The sequence below is a fragment of the Microbacterium sp. genome (genome assembly GCF_041641055.1).
Classification (GTDB): domain Bacteria; phylum Actinomycetota; class Actinomycetes; order Actinomycetales; family Microbacteriaceae; genus Microbacterium.
In genome coordinates, this window is record NZ_JBEPZB010000004.1 from 52,250 (window position 1) to 70,230 (window position 17,981).

At 69.7% G+C, this 17,981-nt stretch carries 16 protein-coding genes; 6 read left to right on the plus strand and 10 right to left on the minus strand.

Going from position 1 to position 17,981, the window contains the following annotated elements; genetic code table 11:
* Position 1: 1 nt before the first annotated feature.
* A complete protein-coding gene (locus tag ACESK8_RS03785; RefSeq protein WP_372967335.1) occupies positions 2-778 on the minus strand; it encodes an AraC family transcriptional regulator in 777 nt (258 codons plus the stop codon).
* A gap of 49 nt (positions 779-827) precedes the next feature.
* Here ACESK8_RS03785 and ACESK8_RS03790 point away from each other — a divergent pair, with 49 nt between their 5' ends.
* On the plus strand, positions 828-1,280 hold the full coding sequence (locus ACESK8_RS03790) for a DUF2000 family protein (protein ID WP_372967336.1): 453 nt from the start codon (positions 828-830) through the stop codon (positions 1,278-1,280).
* A gap of 35 nt (positions 1,281-1,315) precedes the next feature.
* Here ACESK8_RS03790 and ACESK8_RS03795 read toward each other — a convergent pair whose 3' ends face one another.
* Genes ACESK8_RS03795 through ACESK8_RS03805 form a run of 3 tightly spaced genes read right to left on the minus strand, consistent with a single transcriptional unit; the run spans position 1,316 to position 3,718 of the window.
* Complete coding sequence (locus ACESK8_RS03795; RefSeq protein ID WP_372967337.1) at positions 1,316-1,642, minus strand: MTH1187 family thiamine-binding protein; 327 nt, start codon at positions 1,640-1,642, stop codon at positions 1,316-1,318.
* Between the two features lie 4 nt (positions 1,643-1,646).
* A complete protein-coding gene (locus ACESK8_RS03800) occupies positions 1,647-2,885 on the minus strand; it encodes a hypothetical protein (RefSeq protein ID WP_372967338.1) in 1,239 nt (412 codons plus the stop codon).
* Positions 2,882-3,718 (minus strand): NAD(P)H-hydrate dehydratase, encoded by an 837-nt coding sequence (locus tag ACESK8_RS03805; RefSeq protein WP_372967339.1) that lies wholly within the window; start codon positions 3,716-3,718, stop codon positions 2,882-2,884. The genes ACESK8_RS03800 and ACESK8_RS03805 overlap by 4 nt, the downstream gene beginning before the upstream one ends.
* Positions 3,719-3,774: 56 nt before the next feature.
* Between ACESK8_RS03805 and ACESK8_RS03810 the strand changes: the two genes are divergently transcribed.
* The gene (locus ACESK8_RS03810; protein ID WP_372967340.1) at positions 3,775-4,842 is read left to right on the plus strand and encodes an NADH:flavin oxidoreductase/NADH oxidase; all 1,068 of its coding nucleotides are present in this window, start codon (positions 3,775-3,777) and stop codon (positions 4,840-4,842) included.
* Positions 4,843-4,922: 80 nt separating this feature from the next.
* On the opposite strand, the gene ACESK8_RS03815 is transcribed toward ACESK8_RS03810, so the two are convergent.
* From ACESK8_RS03815 to ACESK8_RS03825, 3 genes are all read right to left on the minus strand, one after another.
* Positions 4,923-5,984, minus strand: coding sequence for a hemolysin family protein (locus ACESK8_RS03815; protein WP_060926528.1), 1,062 nt, complete (start codon positions 5,982-5,984; stop codon positions 4,923-4,925).
* A complete protein-coding gene (locus ACESK8_RS03820; protein WP_372967341.1) occupies positions 5,981-7,297 on the minus strand; it encodes a hemolysin family protein in 1,317 nt (438 codons plus the stop codon). The genes ACESK8_RS03815 and ACESK8_RS03820 overlap by 4 nt, the downstream gene beginning before the upstream one ends.
* A 110-nt stretch (positions 7,298-7,407) precedes the next feature.
* Positions 7,408-8,862, minus strand: coding sequence for a GuaB1 family IMP dehydrogenase-related protein (locus tag ACESK8_RS03825; protein ID WP_372967342.1), 1,455 nt, complete (start codon positions 8,860-8,862; stop codon positions 7,408-7,410).
* Between the two features lie 160 nt (positions 8,863-9,022).
* On the opposite strand from ACESK8_RS03825, the gene ACESK8_RS03830 reads away from it, so the two are divergent.
* Entirely contained in the window at positions 9,023-12,709 is a 3,687-nt protein-coding gene (locus tag ACESK8_RS03830) for a multifunctional oxoglutarate decarboxylase/oxoglutarate dehydrogenase thiamine pyrophosphate-binding subunit/dihydrolipoyllysine-residue succinyltransferase subunit (RefSeq protein ID WP_372967343.1), read from the plus strand.
* 72 nt (positions 12,710-12,781) lie between these two features.
* Here ACESK8_RS03830 and ACESK8_RS03835 read toward each other — a convergent pair whose 3' ends face one another.
* Genes ACESK8_RS03835 through ACESK8_RS03845 form a run of 3 tightly spaced genes read right to left on the minus strand, consistent with a single transcriptional unit; the run spans position 12,782 to position 15,038 of the window.
* The gene (locus ACESK8_RS03835) at positions 12,782-14,089 is read right to left on the minus strand and encodes a GNAT family N-acetyltransferase (protein WP_372967344.1); all 1,308 of its coding nucleotides are present in this window, start codon (positions 14,087-14,089) and stop codon (positions 12,782-12,784) included.
* Positions 14,090-14,127: 38 nt separating this feature from the next.
* Positions 14,128-14,373 (minus strand): zf-HC2 domain-containing protein, encoded by a 246-nt coding sequence (locus tag ACESK8_RS03840; protein WP_056376255.1) that lies wholly within the window; start codon positions 14,371-14,373, stop codon positions 14,128-14,130.
* Positions 14,370-15,038: a sigma-70 family RNA polymerase sigma factor gene (locus ACESK8_RS03845; protein ID WP_372967345.1), complete on the minus strand. Its 669-nt coding sequence runs from the start codon at positions 15,036-15,038 to the stop codon at positions 14,370-14,372. The genes ACESK8_RS03840 and ACESK8_RS03845 overlap by 4 nt, the downstream gene beginning before the upstream one ends.
* Before the next feature lie 70 nt (positions 15,039-15,108).
* Between ACESK8_RS03845 and aroA the strand changes: the two genes are divergently transcribed.
* From aroA to bcp, 3 genes are read left to right on the plus strand one after another with little or no spacing between them, the layout of a single operon-like run.
* On the plus strand, positions 15,109-16,434 hold the full coding sequence (gene aroA / locus ACESK8_RS03850; protein ID WP_372967346.1) for a 3-phosphoshikimate 1-carboxyvinyltransferase: 1,326 nt from the start codon (positions 15,109-15,111) through the stop codon (positions 16,432-16,434).
* Entirely contained in the window at positions 16,431-17,498 is a 1,068-nt protein-coding gene (rsgA, locus tag ACESK8_RS03855) for a ribosome small subunit-dependent GTPase A (protein WP_372967347.1), read from the plus strand. The genes aroA and rsgA overlap by 4 nt, the downstream gene beginning before the upstream one ends.
* A 9-nt stretch (positions 17,499-17,507) precedes the next feature.
* Positions 17,508-17,981, plus strand: a complete 474-nt coding sequence (gene bcp / locus ACESK8_RS03860) for a thioredoxin-dependent thiol peroxidase (RefSeq protein WP_372967348.1) — start codon at positions 17,508-17,510, stop codon at positions 17,979-17,981.

A 17,981-nucleotide genomic window follows, 5' to 3' on the forward strand; every position in this document is an offset into this window, starting at 1 on the left:
GCTACTGGCTGACGAACGCCCGAGGCGTCGTCCCCAGGATGCGTCGGAAGTGCCGGGTGAGGTGCGCCTGGTCGAAGAACCCCGCCTCCGCGGCCGCCGACGCGGGAGCGGCCCCCGCGAGCAGCCGCCGACGCGCGAGGTCCACGCGACGGCTGAGCACGTACTGATGCGGGGCGAGCCCGTAGGTCTGCGAGAACGACCGTGCGAGGTGACTCGGGTGCACTCCGAGTTCGGCTGCGACCTCGGCGATCGTGAACGACTCCGTGAAGCGCTCGTCGAGGAGGGCGCGCACACGGCGCGAGAGTGGCGCGTCGCCCGCTCGCCGCTCTCCGGAACCGAGATGGAGGAGGATCAGCTGCCGCATCGCCAGCGTCCAGTGCTCGGCCGCGAGGAGGTCGCCCGGTTCGGCGAGGGCGCTGTGGATCCGCAGGGCAGCCGACACCGCCGCCGCCCCGCGCACCGTGGGGCGGGCCACCGAGAGCCCCGCCATCTGCTCCGGCAGCCAATCGCTGTCGAGGGAGACCACGCGCTTGCGATAGATCCTGCCGTCGACCGCCGAGCGGCCGTTGTGCGAGATGCCTGGGGGCAGGATCGTCACGGCGCCGGGCGCGGCGATGTGCGAGGCGCGCCCGAGATCGTACGACACCGCGCCGTCGTCCACGAGCATGACCGCCCATCCGTCGTGTGCGTGCGGCGGGTACGCATGATCGAAGGCCGCCCGGTACACCTCACGGACGGAGGGGACGGGCGGATGCCACGCGCGCAGGGAATCCGGCATGCAAGAAACGTACAAGACCGGATCGTGTGCGTCCGCGATCGTGGAGCGTATGAGCACTGCATCCCTCCCCGTCCCCTTCGACGCCGCCCCACGCTTCGACACGAAGGTCGTCGTCCTCCTGAGCGAGGACCTCACCGCCTGGCAGGAGTTGAACGTGACATCGTTCCTCATGTCGGGGGTCGCGGTGAGCGCTCCCGGCGTCACGGGCGAGCCCTACCGCGACGGAGACGACAACACCTACCTCCCGATGCTCCGGCAGCCGGTGCTCGTGATGACGGCGTCAGCCCCGCTGCTCGCTGCCGCCCGCGCCAAAGCTGTGGCACGCGGAGACGTGTCGATCGCGATCTATACTCGCGAGCTGTTCACCACCGGGCATGACGAGGCGAATCGCGCCGCGGTCGCCGCCGTCGCCGCGGACGAACTCGACCTGGTCGGGCTCGCCCTGCGGGGTCCGCGCAACGCCGTCGACCGCCTCGTGAAGGGTGCGCGACTGCACGGCTGAGCCGCGGCTGCGTCTCTTTCGGGACGACCGCGGCCTCAGTCGGCCTCCTCGATCGCCGCCTCGAGCCGCTCGATCTTGGCATCCAACTCGCCCGAGTACCCCGGCCGGATGTCGGCTTTGAGAACCAGCGAGACGCGCGACCCGAAGGGCATCACGGCCTCGGTGGCGCGTTTCACGACGTCCATGACCGAATCCCAGTCCGGGCCCTCGACCTCGGTGAACATGCTCGTCGTGCGGTGAGGGAGTCCGGACTCCCTGACCACTCGGACGGCCGCGGCGACCGCGTCGTGGACGGAGGCACCGGAGCGCTCCGATCCGTCGGAGGGCACGCCACTCGGCGCGACGGAGAAGGCGATCAGCATGGGTTCACTCCCGGGGGCTCGACGAACGGTGGGCGGGCACCCGCACGACGGCGCGGAGGCCGACGACGAGAGCCACGATGAGGAGGAGGTTGCGCGCGGTCAGGATCACGACCGGCAGCACCTCCGCGCGGAGGAGCGCGTCGTAGTTCAGCGGATAGATGAGGCAGGTGAGGGCGCACAGTGCGAGGACGATGAGCGCGGGGCCGTTCGCCCTCGCCCGGTCCCACACGAACCACAGTACGACCGGGGCGATCAGCCAGGTCTGGAACTGCGGCGATCCGACCTTGTTGACGACGATCAGCGCCGCGACGAGCGTGAGCGCGAGAGGCGGGAAGAGCCGAGCGAAGGATGCGCCTCGCGTGGCCTTCCGCGCGCCGATCGCGGTGACGACGACCACCAGCACCGCCATCAGCGGCGTGAGCACCGCGCTGACGGCATCCGCCCCCGGCGCGGAGATCTGGAAGGTCAGGATCTCGAAGCTGTACTCGATCCGTGCCGCGCCCGACACGGCGAGCCACAGGAAGGGGGTCGCCGCGACGGCCTCGATCTGCAGTCCACGCCCCGTCTGCTCGGTCAGGAACCCGAAGATCTCGGAGTCGGCGCCGAGCGCCCACAGCACGAGAATGATCCCTGCCGTCGCGGCTGTCGCGGTGAGCAGCACGCGCATCCGGCTCCTGACCGCCACGACGGCTGCGAGCAGCAGCGCCCCCGGCCAGATCTTGATCCAGGCGCCGACCGTGAGCAGGACGGCCGCCAGCGCGGGGCGACGGACCAGCCACAGGCCGCCGAGCACTGCGACCGGCACGGTGATCGCATCGATGCGGTACATCGCGATCGGACCGAGCATCAGCAGGGCGGCGGTCCAGAACCAGCCGGCGACCCGCCGCTGCGGCACGGGCCTGCGGCTGAGCAGCACTGCGAAGGCGATCGCGTCGAGGACCGTGACGAGCACCGCCCACGCGACGAGGTAGGCCTGCGAGGCGCCGAGCACGGCGATCAGCGGCGTCGAGAGCATCTTGGCGATCAGCATCGGCACCAGCGCGAGCTGCGGGTACACCCAGGTCTCGGTGATGCCGACGACCGGTCCTCCCGACAGCGCCGCCGACGACCACGGTTCGTAGACGAGGACGACATCGCCCATCGGCTGGCTGGGGAGCACCCAGCCCGCCACCGCGATCCAGAGATGCGCGACCGCGAACGCGCCCCACAGAGCGGTCGTCCGCAGGGTCGAGGCGCGGGTCACGCGAGGACGTCCGCGATCGCCCGAGGAAGGGCCTCTGCGACATCGAGGGCGACGATCGGATGCCCGTGGGCACCGCCGACCGCGCCGATGCCGGCGGCGATCCTACCGGCGTGCCCGTGCAGCCAGGCGCCGGCGGCCGCGACCTCGGCGATGGGGGCATCGGGGTTGGCGGCCAGCATCGTCCCGAGCACCCCGCCCAGGACGTCGCCGGTACCGGCGGTCGACAGCCAACCCGTGCCTGCGTCCACCCGGAGGATGCGCCCCTCAGGGTCGGCGATGAGGGTCTGCGCTCCCTTGAGCAGCACGACGGCGTCGAGCTCGGCCGCGACGACGGCAGCCGCCTCGGCGCGATCGTCCGGCGTCTCGGTTCCCTGCTGCTCCTGCAGTCGCGCGAACTCCCGTCCATGCGGGGTGAGCAGCAGCGGGGCGGTGCTGTCAGGGGCGAGATCGAGCGCACCGGCGTCGACCACCACCGGCACCGAACCGCCCAGCAGCTCCCGGAGCTCGTCCGTATCCTCGGGGCTGCGGTGCGCCGCATCCGTTCCCGAGCCGATCACCCACGCCCCGACCCGTGCGCCCGATGCGTGCGCGCTGACGACGGTCTCCGGGCGTCGAGCGATCACCGCATCCGCCGCCCGCCCCTCACCGATGTATCGCACGAAGCCGGCTCCGGCACGCCAGGCGGCCTCGACGCCCAGCACCGCGGCGCCCGGATAGGCCGACGATCCCGTGCGCAGTCCGACGACCCCGCGGGAGTACTTGTCGTCGTCCGCCGTCGGCACCCGCAGGAATCGTGCGGTGTCGTCGCGGGTCCAGTCGCGTGCATCGGGCATGACTCCACGTTAGTCCGGCGACCCGGCACACCCCAGCCGCGCAGTAGCGTCGAGGGGTGAGCATTCTCTTCTCCCCTGTCACCATCCGATCCTCCACGTTCCGCAACCGGCTCTGGGTGTCGCCGATGTGCATGTACAGCGCGATCGACGGCGTGGTGCAGGAATGGCACCACACGCACCTCGCCCAGTTCGCGTCGGGCGGCGCCGGCCTGATCGTCGCGGAGGCGACAGCAGTGGTACCGGAGGGGCGCATCTCGCCGCGCGATGCCGGCCTGTGGAACGACGAGCAGCGCGACGCCTGGATCCCGATCGTGGACGCGATCCATGCGCGGGGCGCCGCAGCCGGCATCCAGCTCGCGCACGCGGGCCGCAAGGCCTCCACCTGGTGGCCGTGGGCCGCGGAGCGCGGATCCGTCCCCGAGGCGGACGGCGGCTGGACCACCACCGCCCCCTCCGCCATCGCGTTCGAGGGTTTCGCAGAGCCGACCGCGCTGGATGCCGAGGGCATCGAGGCGGTCGTCGAGGGCTTCGCCTCTGCGGCGCGTCGTGCGCTGGATGCGGGCTTCGACGTCCTGGAGGTGCACGGTGCGCACGGCTACCTCCTGCACCAGTTCCTCTCCCCGCTGTCGAACCGGCGCGAAGACGAGTACGGCGGGTCGCTCGAGAACCGCGCCAGGCTGCTCCTGCGGGTGGTGGACTCCATCCGCGCTGTCGCCGGAGACGGTGTGCCCCTGTTCGTGCGGATCTCGGCGACCGACCACGCGGAGGGCGGCTTCTCTCCGGACGAGGCGGCGATCGTCGCGGAATGGGCCACCGCCCGCGGCGCCGATCTCATCGACGTCTCCAGCGGCGGCCTCGTCGCCCACCAGCAGATCAGCGTGTTCCCCGGCTACCAGGTGCCGCTCGCGGAGACGGTGCGTCAGGGCGGACGGATCCCGGTCTCCGCGGTCGGGCTGATCACAGCCGCAGAGCAGGCCGAGCAGGTGCTCGCCGAGGGCTCGGCGGATGCCGTCTTCGCCGGCCGCGAGTGGCTGCGGGATCCGCACTTCGCCCTCCGCGCCGCCCACGAGCTCGGCGCCGACATCGCCTGGCCCCCGCAGTACGAGCGCGCGCACTGGCGCTGACCCGCACCCACTGACGCGCGCCCGCCCACGACGAAGCCCTCCGTTCCTCGAGGAACGGAGGGCTTCGTCGTGCTCGTGAGTCAGTGACCGCGGATGCGACGGGTCGCGTCCTGCACCTCGCCGACGAGCTCCTCGAGGATGTCCTCCAGGAACAGCACGGCAGTGGTGCGGCCCTGAGAGTCACGCACCTTGGCGAGGTGACGACCCGCGCGGCGCATCAGCGCCAGGGCGTCCTCGAGGTCGGTGTCCTCCTGCACGGGCACCATGTGGTTGATGCGCTTGGAAGGAAGAGGCTCGACGAGCTTCTCCGCCGCACCGGGGCCGTCGGATGCCCGCAGGATGTCCTTGAGGTGCACGTATCCGACCGGCACGCCCTCGTCGTCGACGATCACGTAGCGCGAGAATCCGTACCGCGCGACAGCCTTCTCGATGTCGTCCGGCGTGGTCGACTGCGGCAGCGTCACGAGGTCGCTCAGCGGGACGGCCACGTCGCTGGCCTTCTTGTCGGTGAACTCCACGGCTGCAGCGACGGTGCCCGCGGTGTCGGTGAGGACACCCTCGCGACGCGACTGATCGACGATCGTGGCGACCTCGTCGAGCGTGAACGTCGACGCCGCCTCGTTCTTCGGCTCGACGCGGAAGAGCCGAAGGACCCCGTTCGCCGCGGCGTTCAGCAGCCAGATAACGGGCATGAACACCTTCGACACCAGCACGAGCGGCGGGGCGAGGATCAGGACCGCGCGGTCGGGCACCGAGAACGCCAGGTTCTTCGGCACCATCTCCCCGAACACCACGTGCAGGAACGACACGATCAGCAACGCGATCGTGAACGACACCGCGTCCACCACGCCGTCCGACCAGCCGACCGCATGCAGCGGCACGGCGAGCAGGTGGTGGATCGCCGGCTCCGAGACGTTCAGGATCAGCAGCGAGCAGATGGTGATGCCGAGCTGCGACGTCGCGAGCATCAGAGTCGCGTGCTCCATCGCGTAGAGCGCGGTCTTGGCGGCGCGCGAGCCGCGATCGGCCTTGGGCTCGATCTGCGAGCGGCGCGCGGAGATCACCGCGAACTCGGCGCCGACGAAGAACGCGTTGGCCACGAGCAGCACGACCAGCCAGGCCAGTCCTCCCCAGTCGTTCATCGCCCGACCACCTCTCCCGGCTGATCCGCACTCGGGACGTATCTGACGCGGTCGACCCGTCGTCCGTCCATGCGGACCACCTGGAGCTTGCCGGAGTCGAGATCGACTTGGTCACCGACCGAGGGAACGCGCTCCAGGACGCTCATGACGAATCCGCCCACCGTGTCGTACACATCGCCCTCGGGGACCTCCACACCGGCGCGTCGACGGAGCTCGTCCGGCCTGAGCTCGCCGGGGAAGGTGATGCCGTCGCGTCCGCGGACGACTCCGGCGCGGGTGCGGTCGTGCTCGTCCGACACCTCTCCGACGAGTTCCTCGACGAGGTCCTCGAGGGTGACCAGCCCGGCCGTCCCGCCGTACTCGTCCACCACGACGGCCAACTGGTAGCCGCGCGCGCGGAGCTCGGAGATGAGCGCGTCGACGTGCACGGTCTCCGGCACCCGCAGCGGATCGGTCGAGAGGGCGCCCACCGGCACCTCGGCGCGGCGATCGCGCGGCACCGAGATGGCCGCCTTGAGGTGGACGACACCGGTGATGTCGTCGAGATCGTCGTCGTAGACGGGGAACCGGCTGTGCCCGGTGCGACGGGCGAGCTGGATGACGTCATCCGCAGAATCTCCCACCGCGAGCGCGTGCATGCTCGGCCGGGCCGTCATCACGTCGGCGGCGGTGAGCCGCGAGAAGGTGAGAGTGCGATCGAGCAGGCTGGCGGTGTCGGCCTCGAGCAGTCCTGCGCTGGCGGAGCGGCGGACGAGCGAGGACAGCTCCTCGGCGCTGCGGGCCCCGGAGAGCTCCTCCTTCGGCTCGATGCCGATGCTGCGCAGCACGCCGTTCGCGCTGCCGTTGAGCACGACGACCGCCGGCTTGAAAACCGTGGTGAACGCGATCTGGAACGGGATGACGAGCTTCGCGGTCGCGAGCGGCAGCGCCAGCGCGAAGTTCTTCGGCACGAGCTCGCCCAGGATCATCGACAGCACGGTGGCCACCAGCATCGCGACGACCGTCGCGATCGGGGCGACAGCGGCCTCGGGGATCTTCCAGGCCACGAGGGTCGGGCCGAGGATGTTCGACAGCGCCGGCTCCATCGTGTATCCGGTCAGGAGCGTCGTCAGGGTGATGCCGAGCTGGGCGGACGACAGATGCGTCGAGGTGTGCTTGAGGGCGCTGATCGTGAGCGAGAGACGGGATTCGCCCCGAGCCTGTCGGGCCTCGAGGTCCGCGCGGTCCAGATTGACCAGTGCGAACTCGCTCGCGACGAACAGTCCGGTGCCGACAGTGAGCAGAAGCCCCACGCCCAGCAGGATGTAGTCCATCAGAGATTCCCCTCGCTAGCGAGGAGCGGGCTGTGGGGCGATGTACTGCAACTGGGAGGGTCGTCCATGGTGTCCACGATTCTACGGGATCGCCGTGCTGACAGGGATGTCTACCAGCTGACCGGCAGCGCCTTGCCCTCTTCGTACCCGGCGGCCGACTGCAGCCCGACCAGTGCGCGATCGTGGAACTCGGGGACGGTCGATGCGCCCGCGTAGGTGAACGACGAGCGCACCCCCGAGGTGATCATGTCGAGGAGATCCTCGAGACCGGGGCGCAGCGGATCGAGGTAGATCTTCGACGAGGAGATGCCCTCGGCGAAGAGCTCCTTGCGAGCCCGCTCATAGGCGTCGAGGCGTCCGAACCGCGCCTGCACCGCCTTGGTCGACGCCATGCCCCACGACTCCTTGAAGATCCGGCCGTCCGCATCGCTCTGCAGCTCGCCCGGCGCTTCGATCGTGCCGGCGAACCAGGAGCCGACCATGACGGATGCGGCTCCCGCGGCGAGCGCGAGAGCGACGTCCCGCGGGTAGCGCACTCCCCCGTCCGCCCAGACATGAGCACCGAGCTCCCTGGCGGCCTCGGCCGTCTCCAGCACCGCGGAGAACTGCGGTCTGCCGACTGCGGTCATCATGCGGGTGGTGCACATGGCCCCCGGCCCGACGCCGACCTTGAGGATCGTGGCGCCGGCGGAGACGAGGTCCTCGACGCCGTCGGCGGTGACGATGTTGCCGGCGACGAGCGGGATCCCGAGGCCCAGGTCCGCGACGGCGCCCAGCGCCTTCAGCATCCCCTCCTGGTGACCGTGCGCGGTGTCGAGGACCAGCACGTCGACGCCGGCCGCGGCGAGTGCCTTCGCCTTCGCGGCCACGTCGCCGTTGATCCCGACCGCCGCCGCGACCGCCAGACGTCCGTCGCCGTCCAGCGCCGGACGGTACAGGGTCGAGCGCAGTGCGCTGCGGGCGCTCAGAGTGCCGACGAGGTGACCGTGATGCACGACCGTGACCATCTCGACCCCGGCATCCGTGATCACGTCGAACGCGTGTCGCTCGGATCCGATGTCGTCCGCGTCGAGCGACGGCGTCCCCGTGTGCACGAGGTCCCCCAGCTGCGCATCGGGAAGGGCGGTGGCGAGTCGCGTCGCCGGCAGCACCCCGACGACGCTCCCTCCGTCGTACGGGGCGGAGCCGCGCGCCACGACGATGCCGTGGCCCGCGGTCGGCGGCATCAGTCGCAGGGCGTCGGAGACGGTCGCCTCGGGGGGAAGCACGATCGGGGTGTCCCACAGCACCGGCTGCGCCTTGACGTCGCGGATGGCGGCATCCAGCGACTGCAGGGCCATGTCCTGCGGCAGCACTCCGAGACCGCCGCGGCGAGCCAGCACGGCGGCGAGCCGCGGACCGGTGACGGAGTTCATGTTCGAGGCGACCAGCGGCAGCGTCGCCGGCGTGCCGTCCTGCGGGGCCAGATCGACCTGCAGGCGACTGGTGACGGCCGATCGCCGCGGCACCAGGAACACGTCGGAATACGTCAGATCGACTGTGGGCGACTCACCGGAGAACTCCATACCCCCACGGTACTCAGATCACGCCGCCCGAGGCGCATGGCTTCGACGATTCGCACAGCGAAACACGTTAGGCTTGGTGGTCGAGAGTGTGCGGGCCCGGACGCATCCTGCGTCCTGGTGTGCATATGTGGACTTCAGCGATGAAAGAGGGCGATCGAGCGTGTCGAACCAGGTGACCGGCGTCGGGGGCGACGGGGGGTTCGGAGCCAATTCCTGGCTCGTGGAAGAGCTCTACGAGCAGTTCAAGGTGAACCGCGATTCCGTCGACAAGGAGTGGTGGCCGATCCTGGAGAAATACCAGTCGGATGCCGCCACCGGCGCAGCCCCTGCGGCTCCCGCAGCCGCGGCCGAGCAGCCGTCGCACCCCGTGACCGCTCCGATCCCCGTGATCGGAGCCCAGCCCGTCGCGCGCACCACGACGAAGCCCGCTGCCGCGGCGCCCATCCCCGCGCAGGCCCCGAAGCCCGCGCCGAAGGCAGACTCGGCGGAGTCCGAGAAGCCGACCGAGGAAGACAAGGTCACCCCGCTGCGCGGCCTTCCCAAGACCCTCGCCGCCAACATGGACGAGTCGCTGACCGTTCCGACGGCGACCAGCGTGCGCACGGTCCCCGCGAAGCTGATGATCGACAACCGCATCGTCATCAACAACCACATGGCGCGCACGCGCGGCGGCAAGATCAGCTTCACGCACCTCATCGGCTGGGCGCTGATCCGCACCCTCGACGAGTTCCGCAGCCAGAACGTCTTCTACGCCGAGGTCGACGGCAAGCCCTCCGTGGTCGCGCCCGCCCACGTGAACCTCGGCATCGCGATCGACCTCCCGAAGCCCGACGGCACCCGCGCGCTCATGGTGCCCAGCATCAAACGCGCCGACACCCTCTCCTTCAGCGAGTACCTGGTCGCCTACGAGGACCTCGTCAGGCGTGCCCGCAACAACAAGCTCACCGCCGCCGACTTCCAGGGCACCACGGTCTCGCTGACCAACCCCGGCGGCATCGGCACGGTGCACTCGGTGCCCCGCCTCATGAAGGGGCAGGGCTGCATCATCGGCGCCGGTGCACTCGAGTACCCGGCGGAGTTCCAGGGCGCGAGCGAGAAGACGCTCAACGAGCTGGCCATCGGCAAGACCATCACGCTGACGAGCACCTACGACCACCGCGTCATCCAGGGTGCCGGCTCCGGCGAGTTCCTCAAGAAGGTGCACGAGCTCCTGATCGGGCAGCGCGGGTTCTACGACGACATCTTCGCGGCCCTGCGCATCCCGTACTCCCCCATCCGCTGGAATCCGGACATCGCCGTCGACCTCGCCGAGCGCGTCGACAAGCAGTCCCGCGTGCAGGAGCTCATCAACTCGTTCCGCGTCCGCGGCCACCTGATGGCCGACATCGACCCGCTCGAGTACGTGCAGCGCTCCCACCCCGACCTCGAGATCGAGAGCCACGGCCTCACCTTCTGGGACCTGGACCGCGAATTCGTCACCGGCGGCTTCGGCGGGCGCAGGGTCGCGAAGCTCCGCGACATCCTCGGAGTCCTGCGCGACTCGTACTGCCGCACGCTGGGCATCGAGTACATGCACATCCAGGATCCGGAGCAGCGCCGCTGGTTCCAGGAGAAGGTCGAGGTCAAGTACCAGAAGCCCGGCCACGACGAGCAGCTGCGGGTCCTGCGCAAGCTCAACGAGGCCGAGGCGTTCGAGACCTTCCTGCAGACGAAGTTCGTCGGCCAGAAGCGGTTCTCCCTCGAGGGCGGAGAATCGCTCGTCCCGCTGCTCGACGAGATCCTCCAGGGTGCCGCGACCGCCGGCCTCGAGGGTGCGGCGATCGGCATGGCCCACCGCGGCCGCCTCAACGTGCTCACCAACATCGCCGGCAAGACCTACGGACAGGTCTTCCAGGAGTTCGAGGGCACGCAGACGCCGGGCAACCAGCGCGGCTCCGGCGATGTGAAGTACCACCTCGGCACCGAGGGCACCTTCATCGCCGACGACGAGTCGGAGCTTCCCGTCTACCTCGCCGCGAACCCGTCCCACCTCGAGACCGTCGACGGCGTGCTCGAGGGCATCGTCCGCGCCAAGCAGGACCGCAAGCCGATCGGCACGTTCGCCTGGCTGCCGATCCTCGTGCACGGCGATGCAGCCTTCGCGGGCCAGGGCGTCGTGGTCGAGACGCTGCAGATGTCGCAGCTGCGCGGATACCGCACCGGTGGCACGATCCACGTCGTCGTGAACAACCAGGTCGGATTCACGACCCTCCCGAACGACTCGCGCACCTCGGTGTACTCCACGGATGTCGCCAAGACCATCCAGGCTCCGGTGTTGCACGTGAACGGCGACGACCCCGAGGCCGTCATCCACGTCGCTCAGCTCGCATTCGAGTACCGCGAGCGCTTCCACCGCGACGTGGTCATCGACCTCGTGTGCTACCGCCGCCGCGGACACAACGAGGGCGACGACCCCTCGATGACGCAGCCGCTGATGACCGACCTGATCCAGGCGAAGCGCTCGGTGCGCAAGCTCTACACCGAGTCGCTGGTGGGCCGCGGTGACATCACCGAAGAGGAGTACGACGAGGCCAAGGCCGACTTCCAGAACCGCCTGGAGATCGCCTTCGCCGAGACGCACGCCGCCGAGACCGGAGCCAATCAGGTCGTCCAGGAGCTCCCGGTCGAGGAGCAGGTCGGCGCGCCCGAGATCACGGGTGTGTCGAACGAGGTGATCCAGCTCATCGGCGACGCGTTCGTCAACAAGCCGGAGGGCTTCACCGTCCACCCCAAGCTGCAGCAGCAGCTCGAGAAGCGCCACGACATGAGTCGCAACGGCAACATCGACTGGGGCTTCGGCGAGCTGCTCGCCTTCGGCTCGCTCCTCGTCGAGGGCACGACCGTGCGCCTGGCGGGTCAGGACTCGCGGCGCGGCACGTTCGTGCAGCGCCACGCCACCCTGCACGACCGCGCGAACGGCCAGGAGTGGCTGCCCCTGTCGAACCTGTCCGAATCGCAGGGTCGCTTCTTCGTCTACGACTCGCTGCTCAGCGAGTACGCCGCCCTCGGTTTCGAGTACGGATACTCGGTCGAGGCGCCCGAGGCTCTGGTGCTCTGGGAGGCGCAGTTCGGCGACTTCGTCAACGGCGCCCAGACGGTGATCGACGAGTACATCTCCGCCGCCGAGCAGAAGTGGGGACAGCAGTCCAGTGTGACGCTGCTCCTGCCGCACGGCTACGAGGGCCAGGGACCGGACCACTCCTCCTCGCGCATCGAGCGCTTCCTGCAGATGTGCGCACAGGACAACATGATCGTCGCGCGTCCCTCGACCCCGGCGTCGTACTTCCACCTGCTGCGTCGTCAGGCCTACGCCCGTCCCCGCAAGCCGCTGATCGTCTTCACGCCGAAGGCGATGCTGCGTCTGCGTGGAGCGACCAGCCCGGTCGAAGCCTTCACCCAGGGACGTTTCGAGCCCGTGCTCGACGACGGGCGCGGTCTCGACCGCGCTGCCGTCAAGCGCGTTCTCGTGCATTCCGGCAAGGTCCACTGGGACCTCAAGTCCGAGATCGAGAAGAATCCGAACCCCGAGGTCGCCCTGGTCCGGCTCGAGCAGCTGTACCCGACCCCGATCGAGGGCCTCAAGGCCATCACCGACTCCTACCCGAACGCCGAGCTGGTGTGGGTGCAGGAGGAGCCGGAGAACCAGGGAGCCTGGCCCTTCCTCGCTCTGGCGTTCGCGGATGTCCCCGGCGACCGGTCGTTCCGTCCGGTGTGCCGGCCGGCATCCGCCTCTCCCGCCACCGGATCGTCGAAGGTGCACGCGGCCGAGCAGGCGAAGCTCCTGCGCGACGCACTCACCCTGGGCTGAGACCCGCGCACGCGGAAAGGGCGCCTCGACCGAGTCGAGGCGCCCTTTCTGCGTGCTGTGCGCAGTCGGACGTCAGTACCAGATGTCCAGAGCAGGCGCAGGGAACGAGATGAATGCGCGGTCGAGGGACTCGACGATCGGGGCCGGAGCCGCGATGCGGCCTGCGCCGTGCAGCGACGCCGCCCGCACGCCGCCGGCGAACAGGATCGAGAGCGTCGAGATGTCGATCGCGGCGTCGACCTCCGACGCTCCCTGCTCGACGGCCGCCACGGTCGCCGTGCCGTCGCCCTCGACGCGCAGGTTCCAGTCGCCCGCGGCGAAGCCGAGCGGGTCACCGACCCGCAGCACGACGTCGAGTGGGGCGGAGTAGCTGCGCGAGGCCAGTACGGTCGGAAGGTCGAGGATGCGGAGCCAGCCGTGGTCGTGGACGGTCTGCTTCACCCCGCGCGGGTCGTGGACCAGCCAAGGGAGAGCGTCGTCGAGCGGTCGCAGGTCGGCGGTGACCTCGTCCACGAGATCGTGCTGCAGCGCGAATCTCCACAGCGCCGCCGTCGCGTCCGGCGTCTCGGCGACCAGCAGGCGGACGTCGAGACCGAAGCGGAACGACCCGCCGCGCTCGCTGACGGTGAAGGCCATGGCGCCGCGCACCGTCCCCGCTCCGTCGAGGAATCGGATGCCGCGTACCTTGTCGCGGTCGGTGTCGCTCGGCGACAGCCCCGCGATCCCGGTCCAGCGCGTCGTCCAGCCGGGGATCTGACCTGCCCGCGACGTCCTCGCGCGCTCGTGGATCTCCCCGAGCTCGGTCGCCAGCGTCTCGCGGTCGATGTACTCGAGGCGTCCCTCGCCCGCTGTTCCCGCCCAGCCCGCGCGCCGGGTATCGACGGAGAAGCGTGACATCGGGAGCGCCGAGCCGAAGCCGTAGCGGCCGTAGATCGTCGCCTCCGACACCGTGAGACCGGCGATCGGCACGCCAGCGGATGCCGCAGCACGCAGCTCGCCCTCCAGAAGTGCCCGCGCGATGCCGCGGCGGCGATGCGTCGCAGAGACCGTCACGCCGCTGATCGCCCACATCGGGATCTCGCCACCACCCGCCGTCGTGAGCGGGGTCACCCACGAGTCGATCGTCGCGACCGGCTGAGCGTCCGGCGCTGAAGCCTCGTACACGCCCGTGTTGCGCCTGGCCTCGAAGGCGGGACGACCGAAGGCGACCGCCTCGTCCGAGGGCTCAGCACCGAGGAAGCCCCTCGCCATCGCGCGCTGGAATCGCTCCGACTCCGCCCGATCGGCGGTGTCGACGACGCGGTAGGTCAGCGACTGCGCGGCGAGTCGTTCGGTGGACGCAGGATCGGCTGGCAGGTCGCGTGAATCGATGGACGTCATGCCTCCACCCTAGGGCGAACGCCGGACGAGAACCCGCGTCAGTGCTGCGAAGCCTGCACCTCGCGCAGGCGGGCGAACACCTGGTCGCGCAGCTCCTCCGGAGCGGTCTCCTTGCAGGCGCGCGCCACGACCTCGGTGAGGGTGGTCGCCACGAGAGCCTCGTCCCGGCAGGACGGGCAGTTCTCCAGATGCTCACGGATCTCGGTGTGCTCGGTGTTGCACACCTCGTTGCGGAGGTACTCCTCGAGATCCTTGCGGGCCTTGTCGCAGCCGCAGTCGGTCATTTCTTGCTCCTCGGGTCGGCCGCGGAGATTCCCCGCTCCGCGGCGTACTCAGCCAGCAGCTCCCGCAGCATCCGCCTGCCTCGATGCAGGCGGCTCATCACGGTGCCGATGGGTGTCTTCATGATGTCCGCGATCTCCTGGTAGGCGAAGCCCTCGACGTCTGCGAGGTACACCGCCAGTCGGAAGTCCTCGGGTACGGCCTGCAACGCGTCCTTGACGACCGATGCGGGCATGTGGTCGATGGCTTCCGCCTCGGCCGAACGGCTGTGCGAAGCGGTGGTCGTGGTGGACTCCGCACCACCCAGCTGCCAGTCCTCGAGCTCGTCGATCGTGCCCTGGAACGGTTCGCGCTGCTTCTTGCGGTAGATGTTGATGTAGGTGTTCGTGAGGATCCGGTACAGCCATGCCTTCAGGTTCGTCCCCTGCGAGAACGTCGCCCACGACCCGTAGGCCTTCACGAACGTCTCCTGCACGAGGTCGGCGGCGTCGGCGGGGTTGCGCGTCATACGCATCGCCGCCGCATAGAGCTGATCCATGAACGGGATCGCCTGTTCCTCGAATTCGCGTCGAGGGTCGCTGACCGTCTCTGCGGTTGCCGTGTCATCCATCACCGGCCAGTCTAGGCGGCTGAGGTCGACCGACTCGCGTTCCAGCGTTGCGAGCATGCTCTCTCCTTCTCAGCGAGCCCCTGTCATTCGATCGACCGGACACCCGCGTTCACTAAGGTGGAAACCGATGAGCGCCAACAGGTATTCCCCCTCCCCCGCCCAGGGCGTCTACGCCGCGCCGTCCGTCGACGGCCCGGTGCACGCGACCGTGACCGTTCCGGGCTCCAAGTCGCTCACCAACCGCGAGCTCATCATCGCCGCGACGGCCGACGGACCTGGTCGCCTGATCGCCCCGCTTCACTCGGACGACTCCCGTCGGATGGTCGATGCGCTGCGCGCGCTCGGCGTCGGCATCGAAGAGGTCGAGGGCGAAGGGGAGTTCGGACCGGACCTGGTGATCACCCCCGCCAAGCTCGTCGGCGGCACGACGATCGACTGCGGTCAGGCCGGGACGGTGATGCGGTTCATCGCGCCGCTGGCCGGCCTCGCCCAGCACGACGTGCACCTCACGGCGCATGAGACCGCACTGCACCGTCCCATGGGCGGGCTCATCAGCGCGCTCCGCGACCTGGGCGTCGACATCGACGATGAGGGCACCTGGGCCCTTCCCTTCACGATCCGCGGGCACGGACGGATCCGCGGAGGCCGCGTCGAGATCGACGCCTCGGCCTCCAGTCAGTTCGTCTCCGGTCTGCTGCTCGCCGCCCCCCGCTTCGACGTCGGGCTGCACCTGGTGCACACGGGTGAGCACCTGCCGAGCCTTCCCCACATCGATATGACGATCGAGGCGCTGAGCAGGCGCGGCATCCGGATCGAGCGTCCCGCGACAGGCGAGTGGCTGGTCGAGGCCGGCGTTCCCCGTGCCAAGGAGATCGCGATCGAGCCCGATCTCTCCAACGCCGCACCGTTCCTCGCGGCCGCGCTCGTGACCGAAGGGTCGGTGTCGGTCACCGGCTGGCCTGTGCACTCCACCCAGCCCGGAGCACTCCTCCCCGAGATCCTGCAGGCCCTCGGCGCCCACGTGGGCCGCCACAGCGGCACGCTGACGGTGAAGGCCGGCTCCGAGATCCGCGGCCTCGACCTCGACCTGTCGGCGGCGAGCGAGCTGACGCCGACGCTCGTCGGGCTGGCGGCCTTCGCATCCGGCCCCACCACGATCCGCGGCATCGGGCATATCCGCCTGCACGAGACCGACCGCATCGCCGCCCTCATCGGCAACATCCGGGCGCTCGGCGGCGAGGCGGAAGAGCTGTCCGACGGACTCCGCATCATCCCCCGCCCGCTGCACGGCGGCAGCTGGGGGGCGCACCACGACCACCGCATGGCGACGACCGGGGCGCTCATCGGCCTCCGGGTCCCCGGGGTCGAGATCGACGACATCGGCACCACCTCCAAGACCCTGCCGGAGTTCACCCTCCTGTGGGACCGGATGCTGCGGGGCGCGTCCGCGTGAGCTGGCTCGACGACTCCGACGACCTCGAGGACGACTTCGAGGAGTACGAGAGCAGCATCCGCACGCGTCCGAATCCGAAGGGGAACCGCCCTCGGACCAAGCGCAGACCCGCACACGATGACGCCCAAATCGGCCGTGTGCTCGGCGTCGACCGTGGCCGGTACTCGGTGATGCTCGATGAGGGGACCCCTGACGAGCGGATGATCACTGCGGCGCGCGCACGGGATCTCCGGCGCAATCCGATCGTGACCGGCGATCAGGCCAAGGTCGTCGGGGACACGACCGGCGAGGACGGCACGCTCGGACGCATCATCGGGATCGTCGATCGCACGTCGCTGCTGCGTCGCAGCGCCGATGACACCGATCAGGTCGAGCGCGTCATCGTCGCGAACGCCGATCAGATGCTGGTCGTCGTGGCCGCCGCCGATCCCGAGCCTCGGGCGCGGCTGGTCGACCGCTATCTCGTGGCCGCGCTGGACGCCGGCATCCGCCCGCTCCTCGTGGTCACCAAGACGGACCTCGCCGATCCGACCTCCTTCCTCGCGCATTTCGACGGGCTCGACCTGCGCGTGTTCACGAGCGCGCAGGAGGAGATGCCCGTCGACGAGATCGGTGCGGCGCTGGTCGGCCATTCGACCGTCTTCGTCGGACACTCCGGGGTCGGCAAGTCCACCCTCGTCAACGCTCTCGTCCCCAGCGCGCTGCGTGCGACGGGGCACGTGAACCAGGTCACGGGACGGGGACGCCACACGTCCTCCTCCACTGTCTCGCTGCGCTACGTCGGTCCCACCGGCACCGGGTGGGTCATCGACACGCCGGGGGTGCGCTCCTTCGGGCTCGGCCATGTCGACCCGGCCAACATCCTGGCCGCCTTCACCGAGCTCGCGGTGATCGCCCAGGACTGCCCTCGGGGATGCACGCATCTGGCCGATGCCCCGGACTGCGCGCTGATCGAGGCCGCCGAACGCGGCGAACTGTCCGAGACGGGGCGCGCGCGCCTGGACTCGCTCCAGCGCCTGCTGCAGACCTTCGCCGACAAGGCCGAGCAGAGCCCCGGACGCTAGGCTGGAGCGGTGACTGTGCGCCTCGAACCCGGAACCGCTGCCCCCGACTTCGCTCTGCTCGACCAGGACGGCCAGACCGTGCGTCTCGACGATCTGCGCGGACAGAAGACCGTGCTGTACTTCTATCCGGCCGCCATGACTCCGGGATGCACGACCCAGGCGTGCGACTTCCGCGACAGCATCTCGTCTCTCGAGGGTGCGGGGTACCGGGTGGTCGGAGTCTCTCGTGACGAGCCTGCGAAGCTGGCAGAGTTCCGCGAGCGCGACGGGCTCACGTTCACGCTGCTCAGCGACCCTGATCACGCCGTCCACACCGCCTTCGGCGCGTGGGGCGAGAAGATGAACTACGGCAAGGTCGTCGAGGGAGTGCTCCGCTCGACCTTCGTGCTGGACGAGAACGGCATCGTCACCCTCGCTCAGTACAACGTCAAGGCCACGGGGCACGTCGCGCGGTTGCGCAAGCTGCTCGGCGTCGACGCCTGA

Bases quoted from the DNA above. Each gene is read 5' to 3' on its own strand.
- ACESK8_RS03785 (WP_372967335.1), bottom strand. From the start codon at position 778: ATGCCGGATTCCCTGCGCGCGTGGCATCCGCCCGTCCCCTCCGTCCGT.
- ACESK8_RS03790 (WP_372967336.1), top strand. From the start codon at position 828: ATGAGCACTGCATCCCTCCCCGTCCCCTTCGACGCCGCCCCACGCTTC.
- ACESK8_RS03795 (WP_372967337.1), bottom strand. From the start codon at position 1,642: ATGCTGATCGCCTTCTCCGTCGCGCCGAGTGGCGTGCCCTCCGACGGA.
- ACESK8_RS03805 (WP_372967339.1), bottom strand. From the start codon at position 3,718: ATGCCCGATGCACGCGACTGGACCCGCGACGACACCGCACGATTCCTG.
- ACESK8_RS03815 (WP_060926528.1), bottom strand. From the start codon at position 5,984: ATGAACGACTGGGGAGGACTGGCCTGGCTGGTCGTGCTGCTCGTGGCC.
- ACESK8_RS03820 (WP_372967341.1), bottom strand. From the start codon at position 7,297: ATGGACTACATCCTGCTGGGCGTGGGGCTTCTGCTCACTGTCGGCACC.
- ACESK8_RS03825 (WP_372967342.1), bottom strand. From the start codon at position 8,862: ATGGAGTTCTCCGGTGAGTCGCCCACAGTCGATCTGACGTATTCCGAC.
- ACESK8_RS03835 (WP_372967344.1), bottom strand. From the start codon at position 14,089: ATGACGTCCATCGATTCACGCGACCTGCCAGCCGATCCTGCGTCCACC.
- ACESK8_RS03840 (WP_056376255.1), bottom strand. From the start codon at position 14,373: ATGACCGACTGCGGCTGCGACAAGGCCCGCAAGGATCTCGAGGAGTAC.
- ACESK8_RS03845 (WP_372967345.1), bottom strand. From the start codon at position 15,038: ATGCTCGCAACGCTGGAACGCGAGTCGGTCGACCTCAGCCGCCTAGAC.
- aroA (WP_372967346.1), top strand. From the start codon at position 15,109: ATGAGCGCCAACAGGTATTCCCCCTCCCCCGCCCAGGGCGTCTACGCC.